Raw genomic sequence first — 23,161 nt, 5'->3', positions numbered from 1 at the left:
TTTACTCTATTTTTCAAATGATTTTATATCTACAGTAAAAGAAAAAAGACCCTAAGGTCTCCTTACTTTTATTATTAAACGCGTTCAACTTTACCTGATTTCAAAGCACGAGCTGAAGCCCAAACTTTTTTAGGTTTACCATCGATAAGAACAGTAACTTTTTGAAGGTTTGGTTTTACGGCACGTTTTGTTTGGTTCATCGCGTGTGAACGGTTGTTTCCTGATACAGTCTTACGACCTGTAAAGTAACATACTTTAGCCATTGTGTTTTCCTCCTATTAGATCTAATATAGCGGATGTGCTAGCACCACATACCGTACTATGTTATCACACTTTCTTCATTTTTGCAAGGGAATTGGAAGATTTTTTTATTTAACGTAGACAATTCCCAACTTCCCAAAAGCCACATCCCCACGGATAATCAAGGTTTTGCTGGTTGGGGCTAGAGGGGCATCTGCCTTGGCTACACCACAGAAAGTTTCCACCTTCAAATCAACTCTCCAATGTTGGGGAACATAGATAACTGCATTGCCAAAACCAACTTCGATATCCAGAGTAGCAAAATCACCTAACATCTCTGCGTTGTCATAATATATCTTGGCATTGCCAAAACCAACTTCAACTTGGTCTTCTACCAATTCTTGGTCTTGCTTGTAGAAAGTCCCTGTACCAAAAGCAACTTCCTTATCTGTTAGAATGGTCTTTTTACCATCATACCACCATTTTTTCCCGTTCCAAGTTCTGTTAGAATGAGTAAGTGCGCTGACACCCATTACGATTAAAATACTAGCCCAGAACAATGACTGATTTGGAATAGGTAAGATGTCATAAAAATGATTAGCAATCATGAGAGCTACAAAAGTTGTAAAAACTGCTGATGTCAGATGACGACGAAGCAAAGCTTCAACTGATTGATAGGCAAAAAATGCAATACCAAGCAAGGGCCAAATATGCCCTCCAAGAGAAGGGATTCCAAAATTCCCCTGTAATAATACTAAGGCTGCCAATACTAGCAACACAATACCAAATACTTTCTTTTTCATGTTCTTACCTCATGTTTCTTAGATTTTCTTTTAGGAGGGATTGGTAATGCCGTGAGACATGAACCTCCTTGTGGGTCTGATAAAAGGAAATGGTGCCCGTTCCTGAAAAGGACTTGTCCACCGAATAAACCTGACGGATATTTGCGATAGTTGACTTGGATACCCGACTGAAATAGCGAGGAAGGATAGCCTCTAACTCATAGAGTTTAAGCCGAACTTCGTAGGCATCTTTCTGGGTATGGGCATAAATCTTGTTCCCTTCTGTCTCAAAGAAGAGAATTTCCGACAAGTTCAGATAATACTCACCCGTCCCCTTGTAAAAAATCAACCTAGGAGACTTGGACTCTTGTAAGAGTCGCTGTAAATCCGCAATCTCATCTGTCAAAGCCGCTGCCTTGATGACAATTTCAGTTCCCTCTAAATTGCTGTCAATTTCGATTCGTAACTTCATTCCATCTCCTTTCTGACTCTACTATATCAAAGCTAAAATAAGAAAACAAGAGCAAAAAAGCAAGTGGTTACTTTAGACCCGTAAGTGGTTCTAGGACCACCTTAACTTACAGGTCAAAATAGAAAGAAAAGCACACCCCACACAAGAGCACAAATATAACCAACTACTACATCCTTTGGAAAATGCACTCCACCTAAGACTCTCACTAGACCTAGGAAGGCTGATAATGTCAAACAAATCATCCCCATAGTTAGACTAGCATGCAAGCAAGCCATGGAGATAATGGTTGCTGAAAAGACATGACGACTGGGCATAGACTGACCAGGACTATCCCTGTCTAGTAGCGGTACAATTCCCCAAACTTCATAAGGCCTAGGAGCATTGATTTTCTTACGTAGAAGGGACAAAATCACAAAACCTGATGCAGGGATAAACAAATAGATTCCGACCTGTTTACCAAGTCCTTCTTGGAGATAGGTAGTAGTTAACAAGATTAAATAAACTATAGGCATAACTACTGTCATGAAGCGATTGAAAGCTCTCAGCAATCTCAGAAAGATAGGCTTATTTTCAATCTTACCAGCAATATGGTCATACCATTCTTGATAATTTTTCATATATTTTCTCATCACTTACTCAAATTTTGCTTATAGGGAAGCACTTGTCTTCTAGTATAGTGCAGAAAAAGAAGGCCGTCAAGCCTTCTTTCGATTTATTCTTCTGCTTCGTCTTCTGTAAATTGACTGTTGTAGAGGTCAGCGTAGAAACCAGCTTGTGCCATCAGCTCATCATGATTGCCTTGCTCGATGATATTTCCATCTTTCATGACGAGAATAAGATCAGCATTACGGATGGTTGACAAGCGGTGGGCGATGACAAAGGAAGTTCTGCCCTCCATCAAACGATCCATAGCTTTCTGAATCAATTCCTCTGTACGGGTATCAACAGAAGAAGTCGCCTCATCTAGGATTAGGAGTGGTGCATCTTTCAGCAAAGCACGAGCGATAGTCAAGAGTTGTTTTTGTCCGACAGACAAGGTCACTGTATCGTCCAAGACGGTATCGTAACCATCTGATAGGGTCATGATAAAGTGGTGAATCCCCACAGCCTTGCTGGCTTCAATCACGCGCTCATCACTAATATCCTTTTGGTTATAGATAAGATTGTCTCGGATAGTGCCTTCAAAGAGCCAAGTATCCTGCAAGACCATTGAAAAGGCATCGTGTACTTCCGAACGCTTCATCTCTTTGGTATCCACACCATCGATGCGGATACTTCCCTTATCAAGCTCATAGAACTTCATCAAAAGATTGACAATGGTTGTCTTCCCAGCTCCGGTCGGTCCGACAATAGCAACCTTTTGACCTGCATGAGCGGTCGCAGAAAAGTCATGGATAATAGTTCTCTCTGGTGTATAACCAAAGGAGACTCGATCAAAGACTACTTGACCTTTCATATCGCTCAATTGTCTTTCTTTATGGGATTCGTCTTCCATTTCCGCTTCAGCTAGGAATTCAAAGACACGTCCCATGGCTGCACTAGCCTGCTGAAGACTGGTAATCCCTTGGGCAATTTGTGAAAGAGGCTGAGAAAAGATACGAACGTAGGCCATAAAGGCAACGATAATCCCGATACTGATGTGTCCATTTAAAGCCAAGGCTGCACCAACGATAATCACCAAGGCATAGCTAAAGTTCCCAATAAACATCATAATCGGCATCATAATCCCTGAAATAAACTGAGATTTCCAGATACTATCATACAGACGATGATTTAATGTTGCAAATTCTTCTTTCGTACTTTCGATGGCATTGTAACTGGTCACCACATTATGGCCAGAGTACATTTCTTCCACATAGCCATTGACAGCTGCCAAATCCTGTTGCTGACTCTTAAAGAAGCCCTGGGATTTACCCATAAAGACAGACACGAAAGCAAAACCGATAAGAGTTGACACAACCGTCACCAAAGCTAAAATCCAGTTCATGCCAAACATGGTTACTAAGACCGCCACGACCAGTAAACTAGATGAGAGAACTGTTCCTAGACTTTGATTGAGGGACTGAGCTGCAGTGTCAACGTCATTGGTTACACGAGACAAGGTATCCCCTTGAGAATGTCCATCAAAATATCTCAATGGTAGGCGATTAATTTTATCTGCAATGGCTGTTCTCAAACGCTCTGAAAAACGTTGAATAGCTGTTGTAAACAGAAAGGCCTGCAAATAATTTGATAGAAGTCCAATCACATAAATCACGGCCAAAAAACCACCAATAGCTGCAACCGCCGCGACATCCACACTTGTTGCCAGACCACTGGCAATGATATTGGTCATTTCCTTGATTCGGGTTGGGCCATAAACAGTAATGATATTGGATAAGATTGTTGCTAGAAAGGCTATCAGCAGAGCAAACTGGAGACCTGCAAGATAGGGTTTACTCTGTTTCAAAAGAGACATTTTCTTATTTTCCATGTTCCAATTCCTCCTTCGATAGTTGTGAATAGGCAATTTCTTGGTAAACTTCGTTATTAGCTAGAAGTTCCTTGTGGGTGCCTTGTCCCACGACTTTACCTTGATCTAAGACCAAAATCAAATCTGCATCCATAATCGTTGAGATGCGCTGTGCGACAATGAGCTTGGTCATAGACTTAGTTTTTTCAGCTAAATCTTGACGTAAAACTCGATCTGTCTTGTAGTCCAAGGCTGAGAAGGAATCATCAAAGATGAGGATTTCTGGTTTCCGCGCCAAGGCACGCGCAATAGCCAGACGCTGTCTTTGACCACCTGAGAAGTTGGTTCCTCCTTGGGCCACTTCTGACTCTAAGCCCGCTTCCTTGTCTTCGATAAAGTTCTTAGACTGGGCCAATTCCAAGGCTTGCCACATAGCTTTCTCACTAAGTGGTGTTTCTTGACTCTGTCCAAAGTCTAAATTGTCCTTGATATCACCTGAAAAGAGAACCGCTTTCTGAGGAATATAACCAACCTTGTTGCGCAAATCTTCTAAGACATAGTCTTGAACATTGACACCGTCCACCAGAATTTCTCCTTCTGACACATCGTAGAAACGTGGAATCAGATTGACCAGAGTTGATTTACCAGAACCAGTTGACCCAATAAAGGCCACTGTTTGACCCGCTTCTGCTCTAAAGCTAACATTCTCAATAACCGCCTCCGAATTTGCCGCATAGCGGAAGGTCACATCCTTAAACTCGACCTGACCTTTGAGGTTTTCATCAGCCAGCTGCACTTGAGCAGGGTTTTGAATAGAAGAATGCAAATCTAAAACTTGATTAATCCGCTTAGCAGAGACCATAGTTCGGGGAAGAACGATGAAGAGTGCTCCCATGAGAAGGAAGCCCATGACAACCTGCATGGCATAAGACATGAAAACAACCATGTCACTAAAGAGAGGCAGACGCTCTGTTGGAGCAGCATCGTTGATTACATAGGCCCCAATCCAGTAAATCGCCACACTCAAACCACTTGAAATCCCCATCATGATAGGGTTCAAAATAGCCATAAGACGGTTGACAAACAAATTCAAACGTGTCAGCTCATCATTTGCTGTTGCAAATTTTTCATCTTGGTACTTTTCAGCATTGTAGGCACGAACAACGCGAATACCTGTTAAACTCTCGCGAGTGATACTGTTCAGTTTATCAGTCAGTCCCTGAATTAAGGACTGTTTTGGAAAGGCTAGCGTCATCAAAACTGTCGTCATCAAAACGTTGACAATTACTGCCACAAGTACGGCCCAGAGCCAGTATTCTGAATGGCCTAAAATCTTCCCGATAGCCCAGATAGCCATAATCGGACCACGCGTAACCACTTGCAAGCCCATGGTGATCAGCATCTGAACTTGGGTAATATCATTAGTGGTACGAGTTAAGAGACTAGGAATAGAGAATTTCTTAATCTCTGTCTGCGAGTAATCTAAAACTCGGTTAAAAATATCACTTCTCAGCCTACTAGTATAGGAAGCGGCCACTCTGGATGCAAAAAATCCAACTGCGACTGCGGACAAGAAGGCAAAAAAGGACATTCCGACCATCATACCTGCTGGTTGCCATAACTCATCCAAGTTGGTTCCTTGACTTCCTAGCAAATCCGTGATTTTAGAGATATAGGTCGGCACTTCTAACTCTAGGTAAACTGAAAAGCAGGTAAAGAGAATGGCTAGAAAAATCATCCCCCATTCTTTCCCACTAATTCGTTTAGCTAATTTCTTCATTCTCTCCTCCTATTCTCTTGATATTTTCCTGTAGTTGAGCAAGGACTTTCTCAAAAATCAGCAATTCATCTTCATCAATGTCTTCCATCAACTGCTTGTCTATTCGTTCAAAAAAAGCCTTGACCTGTTGCATCTGAGAACGTGCTTTGCCCGTCAAACGAACAAATTTTGCCCGCTTATCGCTAGGACTCGCCTCCAATTCCACCAAACCATTTTGCACCATACGCTTGACCAAATTACTAGCAACAGACTTGCTAATATTGAGTTCCTGCTCGATATCTTTAATCAAGACCAAGTCTTGGTTTTTCTCACGATTATCCAAAAAACGTACAACCTGACCTTGAGGCCCACCCATAAATTCAATACCACAACGTTTGGCTTCCTTTTGCACCATCAGGTGAATCTGATGACCAAAACGCTTAAAGACTAACATCGGTTTATCCATACTAACTCCTTTCTAACCATCACATTTAGTTCTCCTAGGAACTAAATAAGTTTTCATGAGAACTATTTTACCACTTTGAAAAGAGATGTCAAGAAAAAGTTTCCTAGAGAACTATTTTAGTTTAAATTGACATTAGGCAATATTTTTTATATAATAAGCACTTACTACTGTGGATAGAAATCCATTCACTTAATGAAGGAAGAAAACTTTCAAATGAAACCAGAAGAACAAAGAGTTTTAGGAATCTTAGCAACCATTTTTGGAGCCATCGCACTTTTAGGATCCTGGATCCCGTTTATTAACTATCCATCGTTGTTCATCGGCATCGTCGCATTTATCTTGGGGATTATCGGCCTTATCATCAACATCAAAAAACGGAAAACAATGGCTATTATCGGAACATCCCTGGCAGTTGCCTCTGTTGTACTTTTCTTTACGACTCAGGTACTATACGCTGATGTCTACAAAGAGTATGCCAAGGAGTTTAACCGTTCCTACATGGATACGAGTGCCTCAATGGAACGCGAAGAAAAAAGCGGCTTGACAGACGATACCTCCGCCTGGACCCAAGAACAGTTCGACGCCTTAATCGAAGGTGACCTTGACAACAAAGGAAAAGGTGGTACCAACTACGAGGATATTATCAACAAACACGGAAAGCCAGATTCCGAGTTTGACTTCACTCTTGGGGGTTACAATACGAAAAAAATCACCTATATCTCCATTGGAGACAAGACCAAAACTGTTACCTTAACTTTTGCAAAAGATGACAATGGAGAGCTCTTGCTCGTCCAAAAACATCAGTCGATCTAGGTCTAGAAAAAAGCAATCAACAAAACGATTCTGAAACCTGAGTCTAAGTTCAAATATCAAAAAAACGAACAGCTAGTAAAACTGTTCGTTTTTCTATTAGAATCCATCTACGTTTGTGTAGATTTTTTGTACGTCTTCGTCGTCTTCAAGAACGCTGTAAAGTTTTTCAAAGGTTTCAAGGTCATCGCCTGACAATTCCACTTCTGACTGAGGAATCATTTCCAATTCAGTCACTTGGAATTCTTCGATACCTGACTCACGAAGGGCAACGATAGCCTTATGAAGGTCAGTTGGAGCTGTGTAAACTGTGATTGTCCCTTCTTCTGCTTCTACATCGTCCACATCCACATCTGCTTCTAGCAATTGCTCAAAGACCGCGTCCGCATCTTCACCTGCAAATACAATAACACCCTTGTTATCGAAGAGGTATGAAACAGAACCTGAAGCGCCCATGTTTCCGCCATTTTTACCAAAAGCTGCACGGACGTTGGCCGCTGTACGGTTGACATTTGAAGTCAAAGTATCAACAATCAGCATAGAACCATTTGGTCCAAAACCTTCGTAACGTCCTTCTGTAAAGGTTTCGTCTGTGTTTCCTTTTGCTTTATCAATCGCTTTATCAATAACGTGTTTTGGCACTTGGGCTTGTTTAGCACGGTCGATAACGAATTTCAAAGCAGAGTTTGATTCTGGATCTGGATCACCTTTTTTAGCTGCTACATAGATTTCTACACCAAATTTTGCATATACTTTAGAGTTAGCTCCATCTTTAGCCGTTTTCTTGGCTACGATATTGGCCCATTTACGTCCCATTAGGAATCTCCTTTTTTCACATTTTAATCTTTCTTATTATAACACAAGTTTTTTCGATTTTCACTAGAGGAAATAGATTTTATTCAGTAAATCAAGCTAGGATGACACTTTGGTTGCCAAAATTTCCTTGCCTTCTTTTATCAAGGGGTGACGAAACAGTGAGAAGTACAGCTGAATGGTCATGGCAACCCAGATTAGGGGTTCGCAAAGGATAACTCCCCTATAGCCTGTCCAAGGGATAATCATGACCACAAAAGCAATCTTCCCGATTAGTTCTATAAAGCTAGAAACCATAGGAAGGACCTTTTGTCCCAACCCCTGCAAACAATTGCGATAAATCAACAAGAGACTCAAAATAGGATAAAAGGCTGAACTAATTTGCAGATAGAGACTTCCATTTTCTACCAAGTAGCTATCCGTCGAACTAGCCAAGAAGGAAACCAAGGTTGGACTGGCAAAAAAGAGGAAGACACATACAAAAATTGCCCAGGACATACTTAAACGACTGCCAATTCGTAGACCTTGAACAATGCGGTCTGGTCGCTTAGCTCCTAGATTCTGAGAAGCAAAGGTCGTCATCGAGGCAGAAATAGCGGTCATAGGAAGAAAGGCAAAGGCCATAATGCGTCGAGCTGCCGTCTGGGCACTAATAATTACGGCACCAAAGGTATTAACAGAAGACTGCAAAATAACACTGCCAATGGACACAATTGAACTCATCAAGCCCATAGCCAAACCTTGCTCCAAAAGATCCGCATACAAGGCCTTGTCCCATTTGAAATGCTTGAGTTGAGGCAAAAGTTCTGGCACACTCTTACGAATATAATAAAAGCAGAGAACCGCTGATAAGCCTTGCGAAATAATGGTAGCAAGTCCCGCGGATTGAACTCCCAGATGCAATTGCGTAATAAAATAGAGATCCAGAGCTACATTAACCAGAGCAGAGAAAATCAGAAAACCAAGGGCAGCTAGACTGTCCCCAATAGACCGCAGCAAGCCTGCAAAAAGATTATAGGCAAAGCTGACACCGACACAGGTCACAATCATAGAAATGTATTGATAAGATTGAGGAAGGATTTCAGCAGGAGTATCTAGGTATTGCAAGAGAGGATACAAACCAAGAAAGCCCAGCAGCATGACCACAATACTCAAAAGAGCACCTAAAATCCAAGTTGCTGCTACTGCTTCCTTGATTTTAGTGAAATTCCGAGCTCCATAATAGCGGGCAATGACAATTCCCATGCCATTGCCAACACCAAGAGTAAAACCCACAATCAGGTCAAAAATCGCTGTCGTCGCCCCTACTGCAGCCAAGGAACCTTGACCCAGAAATCGCCCAACAATCAAGACATCAGCAGTATTATAGAGCTGTTGAAAAATATTTGATAGCAAGATTGGGAAGGCGAAGCTTAAGAGCGAGGGAAGAATCGGACCATGTATCAGGTCCACTGTTCGTTTTTTATTCATAAGGCTATTATATCAGCTTTCTAGAGGAGCGACAAGAAACAGCAAACTATGCGTGAGCTGAGAACCAGAGCAAAGCAACGAAAAAGCAGTGGATTTCTCCACTACTTTGACAGCTTATTCTTCAATTTCGATTTCAAGTTCGTCGCCTAGGTCAAGTGTAACTTCTTCATTCACTGCTTCTTCTTTCTTTGGCTCATCTTTTTTGTTTTCAGTATCTTGTTCTAAAGATTCTTCTCCATCAATCAAGCCAAATTTAGAACGGACTTGCTTATCAATTTCATCAAAGATTTCTGGGTGCTCTGCCAAGTATTTTTTAGCATTTTCAGAACCTTGCCCAATTTTCTCATCTTTGTATGAGTACCAAGCTCCTGCTTTTTTGATGATGTCCAAATCGCTTGCGATCTTCAAAAGCTCACCAGTCTTAGAAATCCCTTCTCCGTACATGATTTCAACGAAAGCTTCCTTAAATGGTGGAGCCACCTTGTTTTTCACGACCTTGATCTTAGTTTCTTTACCGACATTGGTGTCTTTTTGGTCACCAGTTCCTTTGATTTGTGTGCTTCCACGAACATCCAAACGGACTGATGCGTAGAATTTCAGAGCACGTCCACCAGGAGTTGTTTCTGGATTTCCAAACATCACCCCAACTTTTTCACGTAATTGGTTGATAAAGATGGCAATAGTTTTGGTTTTATTGATAGAAGCACCAAGTTTACGCATAGCCTGGCTCATCATACGAGCCTGCAAACCAACGTGGCTATCTCCGATATCTCCATCAATTTCCGCACGAGGTACAAGGGCAGCAACTGAGTCAACTACGACAAGGTCCACAGCACCTGAATCAATCAATTTTCCTGCAATCTCAAGACCTTGCTCTCCTGAGTCTGGTTGTGACAAGAGCAATTCGTCAATGTTGACACCAAGAGCCGCAGCATAAGCTGGATCGAGGGCATGTTCCGCATCGATAAAGGCAGCAATCCCACCTTCTTTTTGAGCTTGTGCAACTGCATGAAGGGCAACCGTTGTCTTACCAGATGACTCTGGCCCATAGATTTCGATGATACGTCCCTTAGGATAACCACCTGAACCAAGGGCAATGTCAAGGGCCAAAGAACCTGAACTCATCACTTGCACCTTTTGCTCGGCACGTTCACCCAAACGCATGATTGAACCCTTACCAAAGTCTTTCTCAATCAATTTAAGAGCATCATTCAAGGCTTTTTCACGTTCTGCCCCGAATTTTTTCGAAATTTCATCTAATTTTTTTGGTTTTTTCGCCATTCTATTCTCCTACATTCTAATGGTCCTCAGACCTATCTACTATTATATCAAAAGTTAGTCACTTAATAAAGCCTTGCGAACTAGGTTAAAGGCATGCATAACCGCAATGTGACGTACATCTGCTCGACTTCTGCCTCCAATATTGACCTTTATGACCTCAGTTCCATGCTCTTGAGCCAACCCTATAAAGACTGTCCCAGCTGGGTGCCCTTCTAGGCTAGCTGATCCTGCCACTCCAGTCAAACTAAGGCCAAAATCAGACTGGGTCTTGATTCGTGCTTGCTCAGCCATCTTCTGAGCTGTAAATTCAGACACCACACCCTGTTCTCCCAAATCCTTGACAGGAATATCCAACATCTTTGATTTTTCCTCCAAGCTATAGGTTACAAAACCACCCTTAAATATACTTGAAACACCCGAAAAATCCGCTACCCTAGCTTGGAAAAGACCTGCCGTCAAACTCTCGGCTGCAGTGATGGTTTTCCCTTGCTTTTTCAGTTCTTCTACCACAATACTGGCTAAACTAGTTTCTTCTCCATAACCATAACAAAGCTCTCGTAAAGAAAGGCCTTCAAAGGTCTGGCGACCTAAGATTTGATTTTCCAAGATATCCAGCACTTGATTCGCCTCTTCTTGACTGCTAACCTTTGTTGACAGACGTAGAGTGACTTCTCCTGTCTTGGCATAAGGTGCCAAGGTCGGATCGGTTTGATTCTCAATCAAATCAGCCAAAATCGTCACCAGCTGACTTTCGCCAATTCCAAAGAAACGAAGAACTCGGGAATACAGCTTGCTCCCTGTCATCAACTTGGGTAAAAGTTGGTTTAAGACCATAGGTTTCAATTCACTTGGTGGACCTGGAAGGACGACGTAGGTCACTCCATTGACTTCCAACATTCCTCCCACAGCCAGCCCTGTTTCGTTTGGCAGTGGAGTCGCTCCTTCTACAATCTGAGCTTGTCTTTCGTTATTCGGTGTTCGGGCATAGTCTGGTCTCTGAGCAAAAAAGATATCCAACTTCTCCCGGGCCTGAGAATCAAAGACTAATTCTTTCCCTAAGAATTTAGCTAGGGTTTGTTTGGTCAAATCGTCCTCAGTTGGCCCCAATCCACCTGTCAAAATCACCAGACTACTACGTTGACTGGCAATCTCAAGAAGGGATAAGAGACGAACTTCATTGTCTCCTACAGCCGTCTGAAAATATACGTCTACTCCAATCTCTGCTAGTTTTTCCGACAAAAACTGAGCATTAGTATTGACAATCTGTCCAGTCAAAATCTCTGTTCCAACAGCAATGATTTCTGCTTCCATGTTTCCTCCTACCTATCTATTCGTATTTTTTTGAAAAAATCGCAGGAAATTTCCCACGATTGATTTTTTTATTTATATCAAGAAAATTAATTATCTTCGTCACCAACAGGTGCTCGTCCAAATAAATCTTCAAATAAGACAACATTTGTTTCAAGCTGAGTGACTTCTTCTTGTCCCAAAGAACGTCTCAAAAGATTCTGCATTTCCAACATATGGTTTCTCGTAACAATTTGATAAGAAACGCCTTGTAGCATCTCCCCTTCACCCTTCAACTGTTGTGTTTCAATTGTTTTAAACGAATCTTTGTAGCCCAATAAGCTCGGAATACTTTTCGCAGATAGATCAATATTAGTCTGCATATTAGTACTTAGGGCTTTTAAAATAGACTGATAGTGACTAACACTATTCAAGCTAAGAACTTTTTCAACAACTTTTTGAATGACTTCACGCTGACGCTTCTGACGTCCGTAGTCTCCTTCTGGGTCTTGATAACGCATGCGTGAATAAACAAGCGCTTCTTCTCCATTTATTGTCTGCTCTCCAACACCGATAGAAATGGTATTAAATTCTTCTTGGTCACTGATAGAAATCGGGAAACCTAGTGTATTATTGACCGTAATACCTCCCACTGCATCGACCAATTGTTGCAATCCTTGCATATTAACCATAATGTAGCGATCGATATGGATATTCATCATCTTTTGAATTGTTTCTATAGCAAGTTCTGCACCGCCACCAGCATAGGCAGCGTTTAACTTCGCTTCTTCAATACTACCATCTTTATGTTGAATTTTAGTCAGGATATCACGCTCCAAACTCAGCATCATGGTCTTCTTAGTATGTGGATTGACAGTCAAGAGAATCATGGAATCACTATTTCCAGCCCATTGATCTGTACGCTCCACATTCCCAGTATCAACCCCCATTAACAGAATGGTCAAAGGCTCTGTTGCTTCAATAACCTTGGTTTCTTCCCCTATTTTTTTATAGGTCTTTGATAAGGTTTGTGTGCCTTGCTGATAAATAGTATACGCAAAAACACCGACACCCAAAACTGTCACAGCTAGAAAAGCTAGCACCATTCCAATAATTTTTTTAACCATATTTCTACTAATCTATCAGTTTACCCATCAAGTAAACATCGATAAATTTCCCTTCTTCTATATATGCTCCACGCTCTTGGCGACCTTCAATGACAAAGCCATGCTTTTGATAAAGATGGACTGCTGCTTGATTACGAGTTTGGACAGTCAGTTGGAGACGACGCAGAATGCCACTTGCTTGTGCCCACTCTATCGCTTCTTCTAGCAACAAACTTCCCAATCCATTATTCCAATATCTTTTTCCAATCACAATGAAGAGATCTCCAATATGACGGACTCTCTTGCGCTGGTCAGCTGTAATATTTACAATACCAGCAATTTTATCATTTAAAAATGCAAGTAAGGTTATCTGATTGTCCGAACTAGCTTGCTTGTTGAGGAATATTTCCATCTCCTCACTGGTCAAGAGAATACCATCTCCGTCTAAGCTGGTAAAATCTGTTTCTACACTGACACGATTTAAAAATGTCACTAACTCAACAGCATCACCAGGTTCTGCTTCTCTAATGAGCAATTCATACTCCATGTTGAAGCTCCTCTAAGAGTTTTTCTGCACGCAAACCCTTTGCTTGGAAATGTAATCTGCGACCGTCTTCTTCTTTTAGAATTTCCAACTCTAAATAAGTATCTGGCAAGGCATCTCCTAAGAGATTTCCCCACTCGATAACAGTCACTCCGCCACCAAAGAGAAACTCATCCAAATCGATAGAATCCGCATCTCCTTCAATACGATAAACATCTAGGTGATAAAGTGGCATTCTGCCTTCATACTCTCTTACGATAGTATAGGTTGGACTTTTAATCATTTGAGAAATCTGTAAACCTTTAGCAAGACCTTTTGTAAAGGTCGTTTTGCCTGCTCCAAGTTCTCCAGTTAGAATTAAGACATCATTCTTTTCTAATAAATGGCCCAATCGTTCCCCTAAGGATTGTAGCTCTTCTTCATTTTTTGTGTACATATTATTATTATACCAAAAACTTTTCTTTTGTGTCTATTTTCCTGCTAAACTTATACTCAATGAAAATCAAAGAGCTGACGTAGTTTAAAGAGATTTTCGAAGAGTATTACCATCATAACATCCATAAAAACAAGCTTTCTCTAAAAGAAAATGAGCGTAGCAATGACCAATACAAGATCTCGGAAAATATGACCATAAAAAGAAACTTCCTTCTTAACCGAATTTGGGACAAGATAGGCTGCAAAAAACAAACCCAGTCCAATATAAATCAAAAGAGAGACAATGGTCATTGGATTTCTTAAGAAAAGAAGTGTTGCTATAATAGTCACCAACACTGTCTTTTTTCTGTCTAGCATAGCAAGCAAATCGCGCATGTATTTTTTCAAGGGTAAAAAAATCAGCAAATCTAACCCAAATAGAAAGAAAAAGGATGGCAATAAAAAATCAACTAATTCTTGCTGCAGCGTATTTTTGATGAACAAGTTGTCTGACAAAACAAGGACAGCTCCTAACAAATTAATTAAGAGCAGGATACTGTAAAAAAGCTTCACTGACTGCTTACTGGCTAGGACACTGTGGACTTCTTGCTTACGGGTATAAAGATAATTTACTCCAGCACAGACTCCTGAAACGAAGACCATACTTCCGATGAAAAAAGCTGTACTTTGTTTAAAGGACAAGATACATTCCTTCCATAGGAAACAGCTACTCAAACTGATTTGAATTAAAGCTAACAAAAATAAGATTCTCATTGATTTCATCTTTTCTCTCCCTTCCTACCAATCATTATACTCGGAGAAAAGAGAGAACTGTTTCTAATCTTCTCAAATGTCTCTTTTAGACGCTAAACAAACACGAAAGGCTAAACTTGAAATCAAAAAAACGCACCATATCAAAAACTAAAAAGTTTGATATCATGCGTCATGTCTTAAACTAATTAACTATACTTTCTATTCAAATGAGCTTTTAACCAATTGATTGAGCCAATCCACTCTTAAAACCAAAGTGCTATCTCTCGCTTAGCTGACTCTTCTGAATCTGAACCATGTACAACATTTTGGATAACCTCATTTTCTCCAGCAGCTTTTGCAAAATCACCTCGAATAGTCCCTGGTAAAGCTTCTTCTGGACGAGTCGCACCAAGTTTCAATTACTTTGGGACCTGAGATGACACCTACAAGAACCGGTCCTGAAGTCATAAATTCACGAATCGGTGGGTAAAAACTTTGACCAACCAAGTCCTGATAGTGCTGATCAATTAACCCTTCTGAAACCTTTGTACGCAACTCCAATTTTTCGATTGTAAATCCACGTTGTTCGATGCGTTTCAACACCTCACCCACTAATCCTCTTTTTACACCGTCTGGTTTAATGATAAAAAATGTTTGTTCCATACCTGTCTCCTTTGTCAGCTTCTTTCTTTTATACTCTTCGAAAATCTCTTCAAACCACGTCAACGTCGCCTTACCGTAGGTATGGTTACTGACTTCGTCAGTTCTATCCACAACCTCAAAACAGTGTTTTGAGCTGACTTCGTCAGTTCTATCTACAACCTCAAAGCAGTGCTTTGAGCAACCTACGGCTAGTTTCCTAGTTTGCTCTTTGATTTTCATTGAGTATTATTTTACCACATTTCATGGAAAAATGGAGAAAGTTTTCAGAAAACAGAAAGAGAACCCGAAGGTTCTCTCATTCTCTTTTATTCTACTGTTTCTTCCACAGTTTCAACGGCAGTATCCACAACTACTTCTGTTGTTTCTTCATTTCCTTCTTCCTCTACTGGAGGATTAAGGTATTCTTCTTCGTTGATAGCATGTGGTTCAAGGTTACGGTAACGGGCCATACCAGTACCTGCTGGGATGATCTTACCGATGATAACATTTTCCTTGAGTCCAAGGAGATGGTCTTTCTTACCACGGATAGCCGCGTCAGTAAGGACACGAGTTGTTTCCTGGAAGGAAGCCGCTGACAAGAAACTGTTGGTTTCAAGTGAGGCTTTGGTAATTCCCATAAGGACTGGGCGACCTGTCGCTGGAACTCCACCTGCGATAAGGACATCTTTGTTAGCATCTGTAAAATCATTGATATCCATGAGGGTACCCATGAGAAGATCTGTGTCACCTGGATCCATGACACGGACTTTACGGATCATTTGACGAACCATTACCTCGATGTGTTTGTCACCGATTTCTACCCCTTGGCTACGGTAAACTTTTTGTACTTCACCGAGAAGGTAAGTTTCAACTGACAAGACATCACGAACTGCAAGGAGACGTTTTGGTTGGATAGAACCTTCTGTAAGAGCAGCACCACGCGCTACTTGGTCTCCAACTTCAACACGCATACGAGCTGTAAATGGAACGACGTACTCACCTTCGCCAGTTTCACCCTTAACAAAGACTTTCTTAGTACGAGTTGAGGCATCTTCTTCGATAGCTGTAACTTGTCCTTTAACCTCTGTGATAACCGCTTCCCCTTTAGGATTGCGAGCTTCAAAGATTTCTTGGACACGAGGAAGACCCTGAGTGATATCGGTATTTGAGGCAACCCCACCCGTGTGGAAGGTACGCATTGTAAGCTGTGTACCAGGTTCCCCGATAGATTGGGCAGCGATTGTACCAACTGCTTCACCAACTTCAACCGCATCACCAGTCGCCAAGTTGATACCATAGCAGTGACGGCAGACACCATGACGAGTGTTACATGTAAATACAGAGCGGATAGTCACTTCTTCCACACCAGCATTGACAATTTCACGCGCTTTGTCTTCTGTAATCAACTCATTTGGACCGATAATCACTGCACCAGTTTCTGGATGTTTAACAGTTTTCTTAGTGTAACGACCATTGAGACGTTCTTCAAGAGACTCGATCATCTCTTTTCCTTCTGCGATAGAACGGATCAAGAGACCACGGTCTGTTCCACAGTCGTCCTCACGGATGATAACGTCTTGGGCAACGTCAACCAAACGACGAGTCAAGTAACCTGAGTCGGCTGTCTTAAGGGCCGTATCGGTCATACCTTTACGGGCACCGTGAGTTGAGAAGAACATTTCCAATACCGACAAACCTTCACGGAAGTTTGAAAGGATTGGCAATTCCATGATACGTCCGTTCGGAGCAGCCATCAGACCACGCATCCCGGCAAGCTGTGAGAAGTTTGAGATGTTACCACGGGCTCCAGAGTCCATCATCATAACGATTGGGTTCTTCGGATCTTGGTTGGCAATCAAGCGTTTCTCTAGTTTTTCACGGGCAGCACGCCATTCGGCTGTAACAGCATTGTAACGCTCGTCGTCTGTAATCATACCACGACGGAATTGTTTTGTAATTTGTTCTACACGTTTGTGTGATTCTTCAATGATTTCAGCCTTGTCATCAACGACTGGGATATCGGCAATACCCACTGTCAATCCTGCAAGAGTTGAGTGGTGGTAACCGAGATTCTTCATGCGGTCAAGTAGGGCAGAAGTTTCTGTCGTACGGAAACGTTTGAAGATTTCAGCGATGATATTTCCAAGATTTTTCTTCTTGAATGGAGGGTTGAGTTCAAGATTGCTGATAGCTTCCTTGATATCTCCACCAAGTGGCAAGAAGTATTTAGCTGGAACGCCTTCTGTCAAGTTGGCATTGTTTGGTTCTTGCAAGTATGGTAGACCCTCTGGCATGATGTCGTTGAAGAGGATTTTACCAACTGTTGTAAGCAAGACCTTGTGTTTTTGCTCTTCTGTCCAAGGCTTGTTGAGGCTGTCTGTTGCGATACCAACACGTGAGTGGAGGTGAACATAACCATTACGGTAAGCCATAACCGCTTCATCACGATCTTTGAAGACCATTCCTTCACCTTCACGACCAGCTTCTTCCATGGTCAAGTAGTAGTTACCCAAAACCATGTCCTGAGATGGAGTAACAACTGGTTTACCATCTTTGGGGTTCAAGATGTGCTCAGCAGCGAGCATGAGGATACGAGCTTCTGCTTGGGCTTCTTCTGAAAGCGGTACGTGGATGGCCATTTGGTCCCCGTCAAAGTCGGCATTGTAGGCTTCACAGACAAGTGGGTGCAAGCGAAGGGCCTTACCATCAATCAAGACTGGCTCGAAGGCTTGGATACCCAAACGGTGAAGGGTCGGTGCGCGGTTCAAAAGCACTGGGTGTTCTTTGATCACTTCTTCAAGGATATCCCAGATACGCTCATCTCCGCGTTCCACCAAGCGTTTAGCTGCTTTGACGTTTTGCACGATATCACGTGCAACGATTTCACGCATCACGAATGGTTTAAAGAGCTCGATCGCCATTTCACGTGGCACACCACATTGGTACATCTTAAGAGTTGGACCAACAGCGATAACGGAACGTCCTGAGAAGTCAACACGTTTACCGAGCAAGTTTTGACGGAAGCGTCCTTGTTTACCTTTAAGCATGTGGCTCAATGATTTCAGTGGACGGCTACCTGGTCCTGTGATTGGACGACCACGACGACCATTGTCAATCAAAGCATCAACTGCTTCTTGAAGCATACGCTTCTCATTTTGAACGATGATACCTGGTGCATTCAACTCAAGCAAACGAGCCAAACGGTTGTTACGGTTGATAACACGGCGGTAAAGGTCGTTCAAGTCAGATGAGGCAAAACGGCCACCATCCAACTGCAACATTGGACGAAGATCTGGTGGAATAACCGGAAGGATGTTGAGAATCATCCATTCAGGTTTGTTTCCAGACTTGTAAAAGGCATCCAAAACATCCAAACGACGGATGGCTTTGACACGTTTTTGTCCAGTAGCTGTTTTCAACTCTTCTTTGAGTTCAGCAATTTCTTTTTCAAGATCTACTTGTTTTAAAAGGTCTTGGATAGCTTCGGCACCCATCTTGGCAACGAACGATCCATAACCATACTCACGCAAGCGCTCACGGTATTCGCGCTCTGTCATGATAGACTTGTGCTCAAGTGGTGTATCCTTAGGATCAATCACCACATAAGCCGCAAAGTAGATAACTTCCTCGAGGGCACGAGGGCTCATATCAAGGGTCAAGCCCATACGGCTTGGAATCCCCTTGAAGTACCAGATGTGAGATACAGGAGCTTTCAATTCGATATGTCCCATACGCTCACGACGAACTTTCGTACGCGTTACTTCAACCCCACAACGGTCACAAACAATCCCTCTGTAACGAATGCGTTTGTATTTACCACAAGCACATTCCCAGTCTTTTGTAGGACCAAAGATAACTTCATCAAAGAGTCCTTCACGTTCTGGTTTCAAGGTACGGTAATTGATTGTTTCAGGTTTTTTGACTTCTCCATAAGACCATGAACGGACTTTACTTGGAGAAGCTAGGGTGATTTGCATACTTTTAAAACGATTTACATCAACCACTATTTCTTCCCTTTCTATTCTAAGTGAACTGCTTATTCTTGTTCAGCAGCTTCTTCTGTTGCTTCCGCTTTTGTTGCTTTCTCAGCTTCTTCAGCTTCAAAGGCTGCTTTAGCCTCTTGGGCTGCTTTTTCGCGGGCTTTTTCAAGGTCATCTACGTGGATGACATCTTCGTCCATTCCTTCATCCAAGTCGCGAAGTTCCACTTCTTGGTCATCTTCGTCAAGGACACGCATATCAAGACCAAGAGATTGCAATTCTTTGACAAGAACTCGGAATGATTCTGGAACACCTGGTTTTGGAATTGGTTTTCCTTTTGTAATAGCTTCATAGGCTTTCAAACGTCCGTTGATATCGTCAGACTTGTAAGTCAAGATTTCTTGAAGGACATTTGACGCACCGTAGGCTTCAAGAGCCCAAACCTCCATCTCACCGAAACGTTGTCCACCAAACTGAGCTTTACCTCCGAGTGGTTGTTGGGTAACGGTTGAGTAAGGTCCGACTGAACGCGCGTGCAATTTATCGTCAACCATGTGATGGAGTTTGATCATGTACATGACACCAACTGACACACGGTTATCAAATGGTTCACCAGTACGGCCATCGTAAAGGATTGTCTTGGCATCGCTATCCATACCTGCTTCTTTAACAGTTGACCAAAGATCTTCAGAACTTGCTCCGTCAAAGACTGGTGTTGCGATATGAATACCCAGAGTACGAGCAGCCATACCAAGGTGGAGCTCCATAACCTGACCGATATTCATACGTGATGGCACCCCAAGTGGGTTCAACATGATATCGACTGGAGTTCCGTCTGGAAGGTAAGGCATGTCTTCTACAGGAACGATACGAGAGACAACCCCTTTGTTTCCGTGACGTCCGGCCATCTTATCTCCGACCTTGATCTTACGTTTTTGAGCGATGTAGACGCGAACCAGCATGTTAACACCTGATTGCAACTCATCTCCATTTGCACGTGTAAAGATTTTAACATCACGAACGACACCATCGGCACCGTGTGGTACACGAAGAGAAGTATCACGCACTTCACGAGATTTATCTCCGAAGATAGCGTGCAAGAGGCGTTCTTCAGCTGAAAGGTCTTTCTCACCCTTAGGTGTTACTTTACCTACAAGGATATCGCCTTCTTTAACCTCAGCACCGATACGGATAATACCCATTTCGTCAAGGTCTTTAAGAGCGTCTTCCCCAACATTTGGAATTTCACGAGTGATTTCTTCAGGCCCAAGCTTTGTATCGCGCGTTTCTGATTCGTATTCTTCAAGGTGAACAGAGGTATAGACATCGTCTTTAACCAAGCGTTCGCTCATGATAACGGCATCCTCGAAGTTGTAACCTTCCCAAGTCATGTAGGCAACGATTGGGTTTTGTCCAAGTGCCATTTCTCCATTTTCCATGGAAGGTCCGTCAGCGATGAAATCGCCTTTTTCAACAACATCGCCAACTTTAACAAGCGTGCGTTGGTTGTAAGCAGTACCTGAGTTTGAACGACGGAATTTTTGGATGTGGTAAACGTCCAATGAACCATCTTCACGACGAACTTCTACCTTGTCAGCATCTGCGTAAGTAACTTTACCATCATACTGAGCAATCACAGCCGCTCCAGAGTCGTGGGCTGCTTGGTATTCCATACCAGTACCAACGTAAGGTGCTTGAGGATTGATCAATGGCACAGCCTGACGTTGCATGTTGGCTCCCATGAGGGCACGGTTGGAGTCATCGTTTTCCAAGAAAGGAATACATGCTGTCGCAACGGCAACTACCTGTTTTGGTGATACGTCCATGTAGTCAACAACATTAGCTGGATACTCTTGGTTGACCCCTTGGTGACGTCCCATGACAACTTTCTCAGCAAAGGTTCCATCTTCATTCAGACGAGAATTAGCCTGTGCTACAGTAAATTCATCTTCTTCATCGGCTGTCAACCAAACGATTTCGTTGGTAACAACACCTGTTTCACGGTCAACTTTACGGTATGGTGTTTGAACAAAACCATATTTGTTCAAGTGTCCATATGATGACAAGTTATTGATCAAACCGATGTTAGGTCCTTCAGGTGTCTCGATTGGACACATACGACCGTAGTGAGTGTAGTGCACGTCACGTACTTCATATCCAGCACGGTCACGTGTCAAACCACCAGGTCCTAAGGCTGACAAGCGGCGTTTGTGAGACAACTCAGAAAGCGGATTGTGTTGGTCCATGAACTGTGACAACTGTGATGAACCAAAGAATTCTTTCACCGCAGCTGTTACAGGACGGATATTGATGATTTGTTGTGGTGTCAAGACTTCATTGTCCTGAACAGACATACGTTCACGGACATTACGTTCCATACGAGAAAGTCCAAGACGTACTTGGTTAGCAAGCAATTCACCTACCGCACGAATACGACGGTTTCCAAGGTGGTCGATATCATCTACACGGCCAAGTCCTTCAGCCAAGTTGAGGAAGTAGCTCATCTCAGCAAGGATATCTGCAGGAGTCACCGTACGAACCTTGTCATCTGGATTAGCATTACCAATGATGGTTACAACACGGTCTGGATCAGTTGGAGCAACAACCTTGAATTTTTGAAGAACAACAGGCTCAGTCACAACGGCTGCATCATTTGGAATATAAACAATCTTGTTCAAGTCACCATCCAAATGGCTTTCAATACTTTCAATCACGCTACGAGTCATAACAGTTCCAGCTTCTACCAAGATTTCGCCTGTTTCAGGGTCTACCAATGGCTCCGCAATGGTTTGGTTGAGCAAACGTGTTTTAACATTGAGTTTTTTGTTAATCTTGTAACGACCAACGGCTGCTAAATCATAGCGACGTGGGTCAAAGAAACGAGCTACAAGCAAGCTACGTGAGCTTTCAGCTGTCTTAGGCTCACCTGGACGAAGGCGTTCGTAGATTTCTTTCAAAGCTTCGTCTGTACGAGAATCCATTGGGTTCTTGTGGATATCTTTTTCAACAGTGTTGCGAACCAATTCGCTATCACCAAAAATATCAAAGATTTCATCATCACCTGAGAAACCAAGCGCACGAACCAAGGTTGTAAATGGAATCTTACGAGTACGGTCGATACGAGTGTAGGCAATGTCTTTTGAGTCACTTTCAAGTTCCAACCAAGCTCCACGGTTAGGGATAACCGTTGAACCGTAGCCCACTTTACCGTTTTTATCAACTTTATCGTTAAAGTAAACACCTGGCGAGCGCACCAACTGAGATACGATGATACGTTCACCACCATTGATAATGAAAGTACCCATTTCTGTCATGATTGGGAAATCACCAAAGAAAACTTCTTGGGTCTTGATTTCGCCTGTTTCTTTATTGATTAAGCGGAAGGTTACAAAAATTGGTGCTGAGTAGCTAGCATCGTGGATACGAGCTTCTTCTAGCGTGTATTTTGGTTCCTTGATTTCATATCCAACAAATTCCAACTCCATTGTGTCTGTGAAGTTTGAAATTGGCAATACATCTTCAAACACTTCTTTAAGACCATGGTCTAGGAAATCTTTGAATGAGTCAGTTTGAATTTCAATCAAATTTGGTAAGTCAAGAACTTCTTTGATTCTTGAAAAACTACGACGGGTACGATGTTTCCCGTATTGAACGTCATGTCCTGCCAAGATGATTCTCCTTTGTAAATAAGTTCCAAGCCTTGTCAATCAGGCTTTTCTAATCGTCATATGGTTTTAAAAACCCCTATCACCGTGTCCCTTTGATGAATTTTCAGAATCTTTAAGTCTTTATTACAAATGCTCAAAATCCTGAAAAAAAGCACAAAAAGAGCAGCTAAATCTGACTTTTTCAGAAGATTTAACTGCTGTGAGCCTTGTCTGGACAATATT

General features: G+C 42.3%; 17 protein-coding genes and 2 pseudogenes. 1 reads left to right on the top strand and 18 read right to left on the bottom strand.

All coding sequences use genetic code 11. The features are described 5' to 3' along the window. Window positions 1-74 precede the first annotated feature (74 nt). From rpmB to O3601_RS03490, 7 genes are all read right to left on the bottom strand, one after another. The gene (gene rpmB, locus O3601_RS03520; RefSeq protein ID WP_001140948.1) at window positions 75-263 is read right to left on the bottom strand and encodes a 50S ribosomal protein L28; all 189 of its coding nucleotides are present in this window, start codon (window positions 261-263) and stop codon (window positions 75-77) included. 105 nt (window positions 264-368) lie between these two features. Further along, a complete protein-coding gene (locus O3601_RS03515) occupies window positions 369-1,043 on the bottom strand; it encodes a hypothetical protein (protein WP_371471168.1) in 675 nt (224 codons plus the stop codon). 4 nt (window positions 1,044-1,047) lie between these two features. Then, window positions 1,048-1,494 carry a LytTR family DNA-binding domain-containing protein gene (locus O3601_RS03510; RefSeq protein ID WP_371471167.1) on the bottom strand — a complete coding sequence of 149 codons (447 nt, stop codon included), beginning with the start codon at window positions 1,492-1,494 and terminating at the stop codon, window positions 1,048-1,050. Window positions 1,495-1,607: 113 nt separating this feature from the next. Beyond that, a complete protein-coding gene (locus O3601_RS03505; protein ID WP_371471165.1) occupies window positions 1,608-2,111 on the bottom strand; it encodes a phosphatase PAP2 family protein in 504 nt (167 codons plus the stop codon). A gap of 95 nt (window positions 2,112-2,206) precedes the next feature. Then, window positions 2,207-3,967, bottom strand: coding sequence for an ABC transporter ATP-binding protein (locus tag O3601_RS03500; RefSeq protein WP_371471164.1), 1,761 nt, complete (start codon window positions 3,965-3,967; stop codon window positions 2,207-2,209). Then, complete coding sequence (locus tag O3601_RS03495) at window positions 3,957-5,726, bottom strand: ABC transporter ATP-binding protein (protein WP_371471163.1); 1,770 nt, start codon at window positions 5,724-5,726, stop codon at window positions 3,957-3,959. The genes O3601_RS03500 and O3601_RS03495 overlap by 11 nt, the downstream gene beginning before the upstream one ends. After that, on the bottom strand, window positions 5,710-6,171 hold the full coding sequence (locus O3601_RS03490) for a MarR family winged helix-turn-helix transcriptional regulator (RefSeq protein ID WP_371471162.1): 462 nt from the start codon (window positions 6,169-6,171) through the stop codon (window positions 5,710-5,712). The genes O3601_RS03495 and O3601_RS03490 overlap by 17 nt, the downstream gene beginning before the upstream one ends. 213 nt (window positions 6,172-6,384) lie before the next feature. On the opposite strand from O3601_RS03490, the pseudogene O3601_RS03485 reads away from it, so the two are divergent. Next, window positions 6,385-7,025 (top strand): annotated as a pseudogene (locus O3601_RS03485) (DUF4190 domain-containing protein). A gap of 55 nt (window positions 7,026-7,080) precedes the next feature. On the opposite strand, the gene O3601_RS03480 reads toward O3601_RS03485, so the two are convergent. From O3601_RS03480 to rpoB, 11 genes and pseudogenes are all read right to left on the bottom strand, one after another. Further along, complete coding sequence (locus O3601_RS03480) at window positions 7,081-7,797, bottom strand: YebC/PmpR family DNA-binding transcriptional regulator (RefSeq protein ID WP_000532877.1); 717 nt, start codon at window positions 7,795-7,797, stop codon at window positions 7,081-7,083. A gap of 96 nt (window positions 7,798-7,893) precedes the next feature. Beyond that, window positions 7,894-9,264, bottom strand: coding sequence for an MATE family efflux transporter (locus tag O3601_RS03475; protein WP_371471160.1), 1,371 nt, complete (start codon window positions 9,262-9,264; stop codon window positions 7,894-7,896). A 114-nt stretch (window positions 9,265-9,378) separates the two neighbouring features. Beyond that, complete coding sequence (recA, locus tag O3601_RS03470; protein WP_371471159.1) at window positions 9,379-10,545, bottom strand: recombinase RecA; 1,167 nt, start codon at window positions 10,543-10,545, stop codon at window positions 9,379-9,381. 54 nt (window positions 10,546-10,599) lie between these two features. Next, on the bottom strand, window positions 10,600-11,856 hold the full coding sequence (locus tag O3601_RS03465) for a competence/damage-inducible protein A (protein ID WP_371471158.1): 1,257 nt from the start codon (window positions 11,854-11,856) through the stop codon (window positions 10,600-10,602). An 86-nt stretch (window positions 11,857-11,942) separates the two neighbouring features. Beyond that, entirely contained in the window at window positions 11,943-12,959 is a 1,017-nt protein-coding gene (locus tag O3601_RS03460) for an LCP family protein (protein WP_371471157.1), read from the bottom strand. A 7-nt stretch (window positions 12,960-12,966) separates the two neighbouring features. Then, complete coding sequence (locus O3601_RS03455; protein ID WP_371471156.1) at window positions 12,967-13,485, bottom strand: N-acetyltransferase family protein; 519 nt, start codon at window positions 13,483-13,485, stop codon at window positions 12,967-12,969. Then, complete coding sequence (gene tsaE, locus O3601_RS03450; protein WP_371471155.1) at window positions 13,475-13,918, bottom strand: tRNA (adenosine(37)-N6)-threonylcarbamoyltransferase complex ATPase subunit type 1 TsaE; 444 nt, start codon at window positions 13,916-13,918, stop codon at window positions 13,475-13,477. The genes O3601_RS03455 and tsaE overlap by 11 nt, the downstream gene beginning before the upstream one ends. Window positions 13,919-14,058: 140 nt before the next feature. Next, window positions 14,059-14,679 carry a hypothetical protein gene (locus O3601_RS03445; RefSeq protein ID WP_371471154.1) on the bottom strand — a complete coding sequence of 207 codons (621 nt, stop codon included), beginning with the start codon at window positions 14,677-14,679 and terminating at the stop codon, window positions 14,059-14,061. A 233-nt stretch (window positions 14,680-14,912) separates the two neighbouring features. Further along, window positions 14,913-15,312 (bottom strand): annotated as a pseudogene (locus O3601_RS03440) (nucleoside-diphosphate kinase). A gap of 305 nt (window positions 15,313-15,617) precedes the next feature. Beyond that, on the bottom strand, window positions 15,618-19,295 hold the full coding sequence (rpoC, locus tag O3601_RS03435) for a DNA-directed RNA polymerase subunit beta' (protein WP_000228746.1): 3,678 nt from the start codon (window positions 19,293-19,295) through the stop codon (window positions 15,618-15,620). 32 nt (window positions 19,296-19,327) lie between these two features. Beyond that, window positions 19,328-22,939 (bottom strand): DNA-directed RNA polymerase subunit beta, encoded by a 3,612-nt coding sequence (gene rpoB / locus O3601_RS03430; protein ID WP_173253782.1) that lies wholly within the window; start codon window positions 22,937-22,939, stop codon window positions 19,328-19,330. Window positions 22,940-23,161: the final 222 nt, after the last annotated feature.

The sequence above is a fragment of the Streptococcus sp. 20925_1_69 genome, from assembly GCF_041432365.1.
GTDB lineage: Bacteria > Bacillota > Bacilli > Lactobacillales > Streptococcaceae > Streptococcus.
Note: the sequence above shows the minus strand (reverse complement) of the source record. Positions and strands in the feature narration are given on the sequence as shown.

Coding starts and splice junctions, on each gene's coding strand:
- rpmB (WP_001140948.1), bottom strand. CDS start 263: ATGGCTAAAGTATGTTACTTTACAGGTCGTAAGACTGTATCAGGAAAC.
- O3601_RS03515 (WP_371471168.1), bottom strand. CDS start 1,043: ATGAAAAAGAAAGTATTTGGTATTGTGTTGCTAGTATTGGCAGCCTTA.
- O3601_RS03510 (WP_371471167.1), bottom strand. CDS start 1,494: ATGAAGTTACGAATCGAAATTGACAGCAATTTAGAGGGAACTGAAATT.
- O3601_RS03505 (WP_371471165.1), bottom strand. CDS start 2,111: ATGAAAAATTATCAAGAATGGTATGACCATATTGCTGGTAAGATTGAA.
- O3601_RS03500 (WP_371471164.1), bottom strand. CDS start 3,967: ATGGAAAATAAGAAAATGTCTCTTTTGAAACAGAGTAAACCCTATCTT.
- O3601_RS03495 (WP_371471163.1), bottom strand. CDS start 5,726: ATGAAGAAATTAGCTAAACGAATTAGTGGGAAAGAATGGGGGATGATT.
- O3601_RS03490 (WP_371471162.1), bottom strand. CDS start 6,171: ATGGATAAACCGATGTTAGTCTTTAAGCGTTTTGGTCATCAGATTCAC.
- O3601_RS03480 (WP_000532877.1), bottom strand. CDS start 7,797: ATGGGACGTAAATGGGCCAATATCGTAGCCAAGAAAACGGCTAAAGAT.
- O3601_RS03475 (WP_371471160.1), bottom strand. CDS start 9,264: ATGAATAAAAAACGAACAGTGGACCTGATACATGGTCCGATTCTTCCC.
- recA (WP_371471159.1), bottom strand. CDS start 10,545: ATGGCGAAAAAACCAAAAAAATTAGATGAAATTTCGAAAAAATTCGGG.
- O3601_RS03465 (WP_371471158.1), bottom strand. CDS start 11,856: ATGGAAGCAGAAATCATTGCTGTTGGAACAGAGATTTTGACTGGACAG.
- O3601_RS03460 (WP_371471157.1), bottom strand. CDS start 12,959: ATGGTTAAAAAAATTATTGGAATGGTGCTAGCTTTTCTAGCTGTGACA.
- O3601_RS03455 (WP_371471156.1), bottom strand. CDS start 13,485: ATGGAGTATGAATTGCTCATTAGAGAAGCAGAACCTGGTGATGCTGTT.
- tsaE (WP_371471155.1), bottom strand. CDS start 13,918: ATGTACACAAAAAATGAAGAAGAGCTACAATCCTTAGGGGAACGATTG.
- O3601_RS03445 (WP_371471154.1), bottom strand. CDS start 14,679: ATGAAATCAATGAGAATCTTATTTTTGTTAGCTTTAATTCAAATCAGT.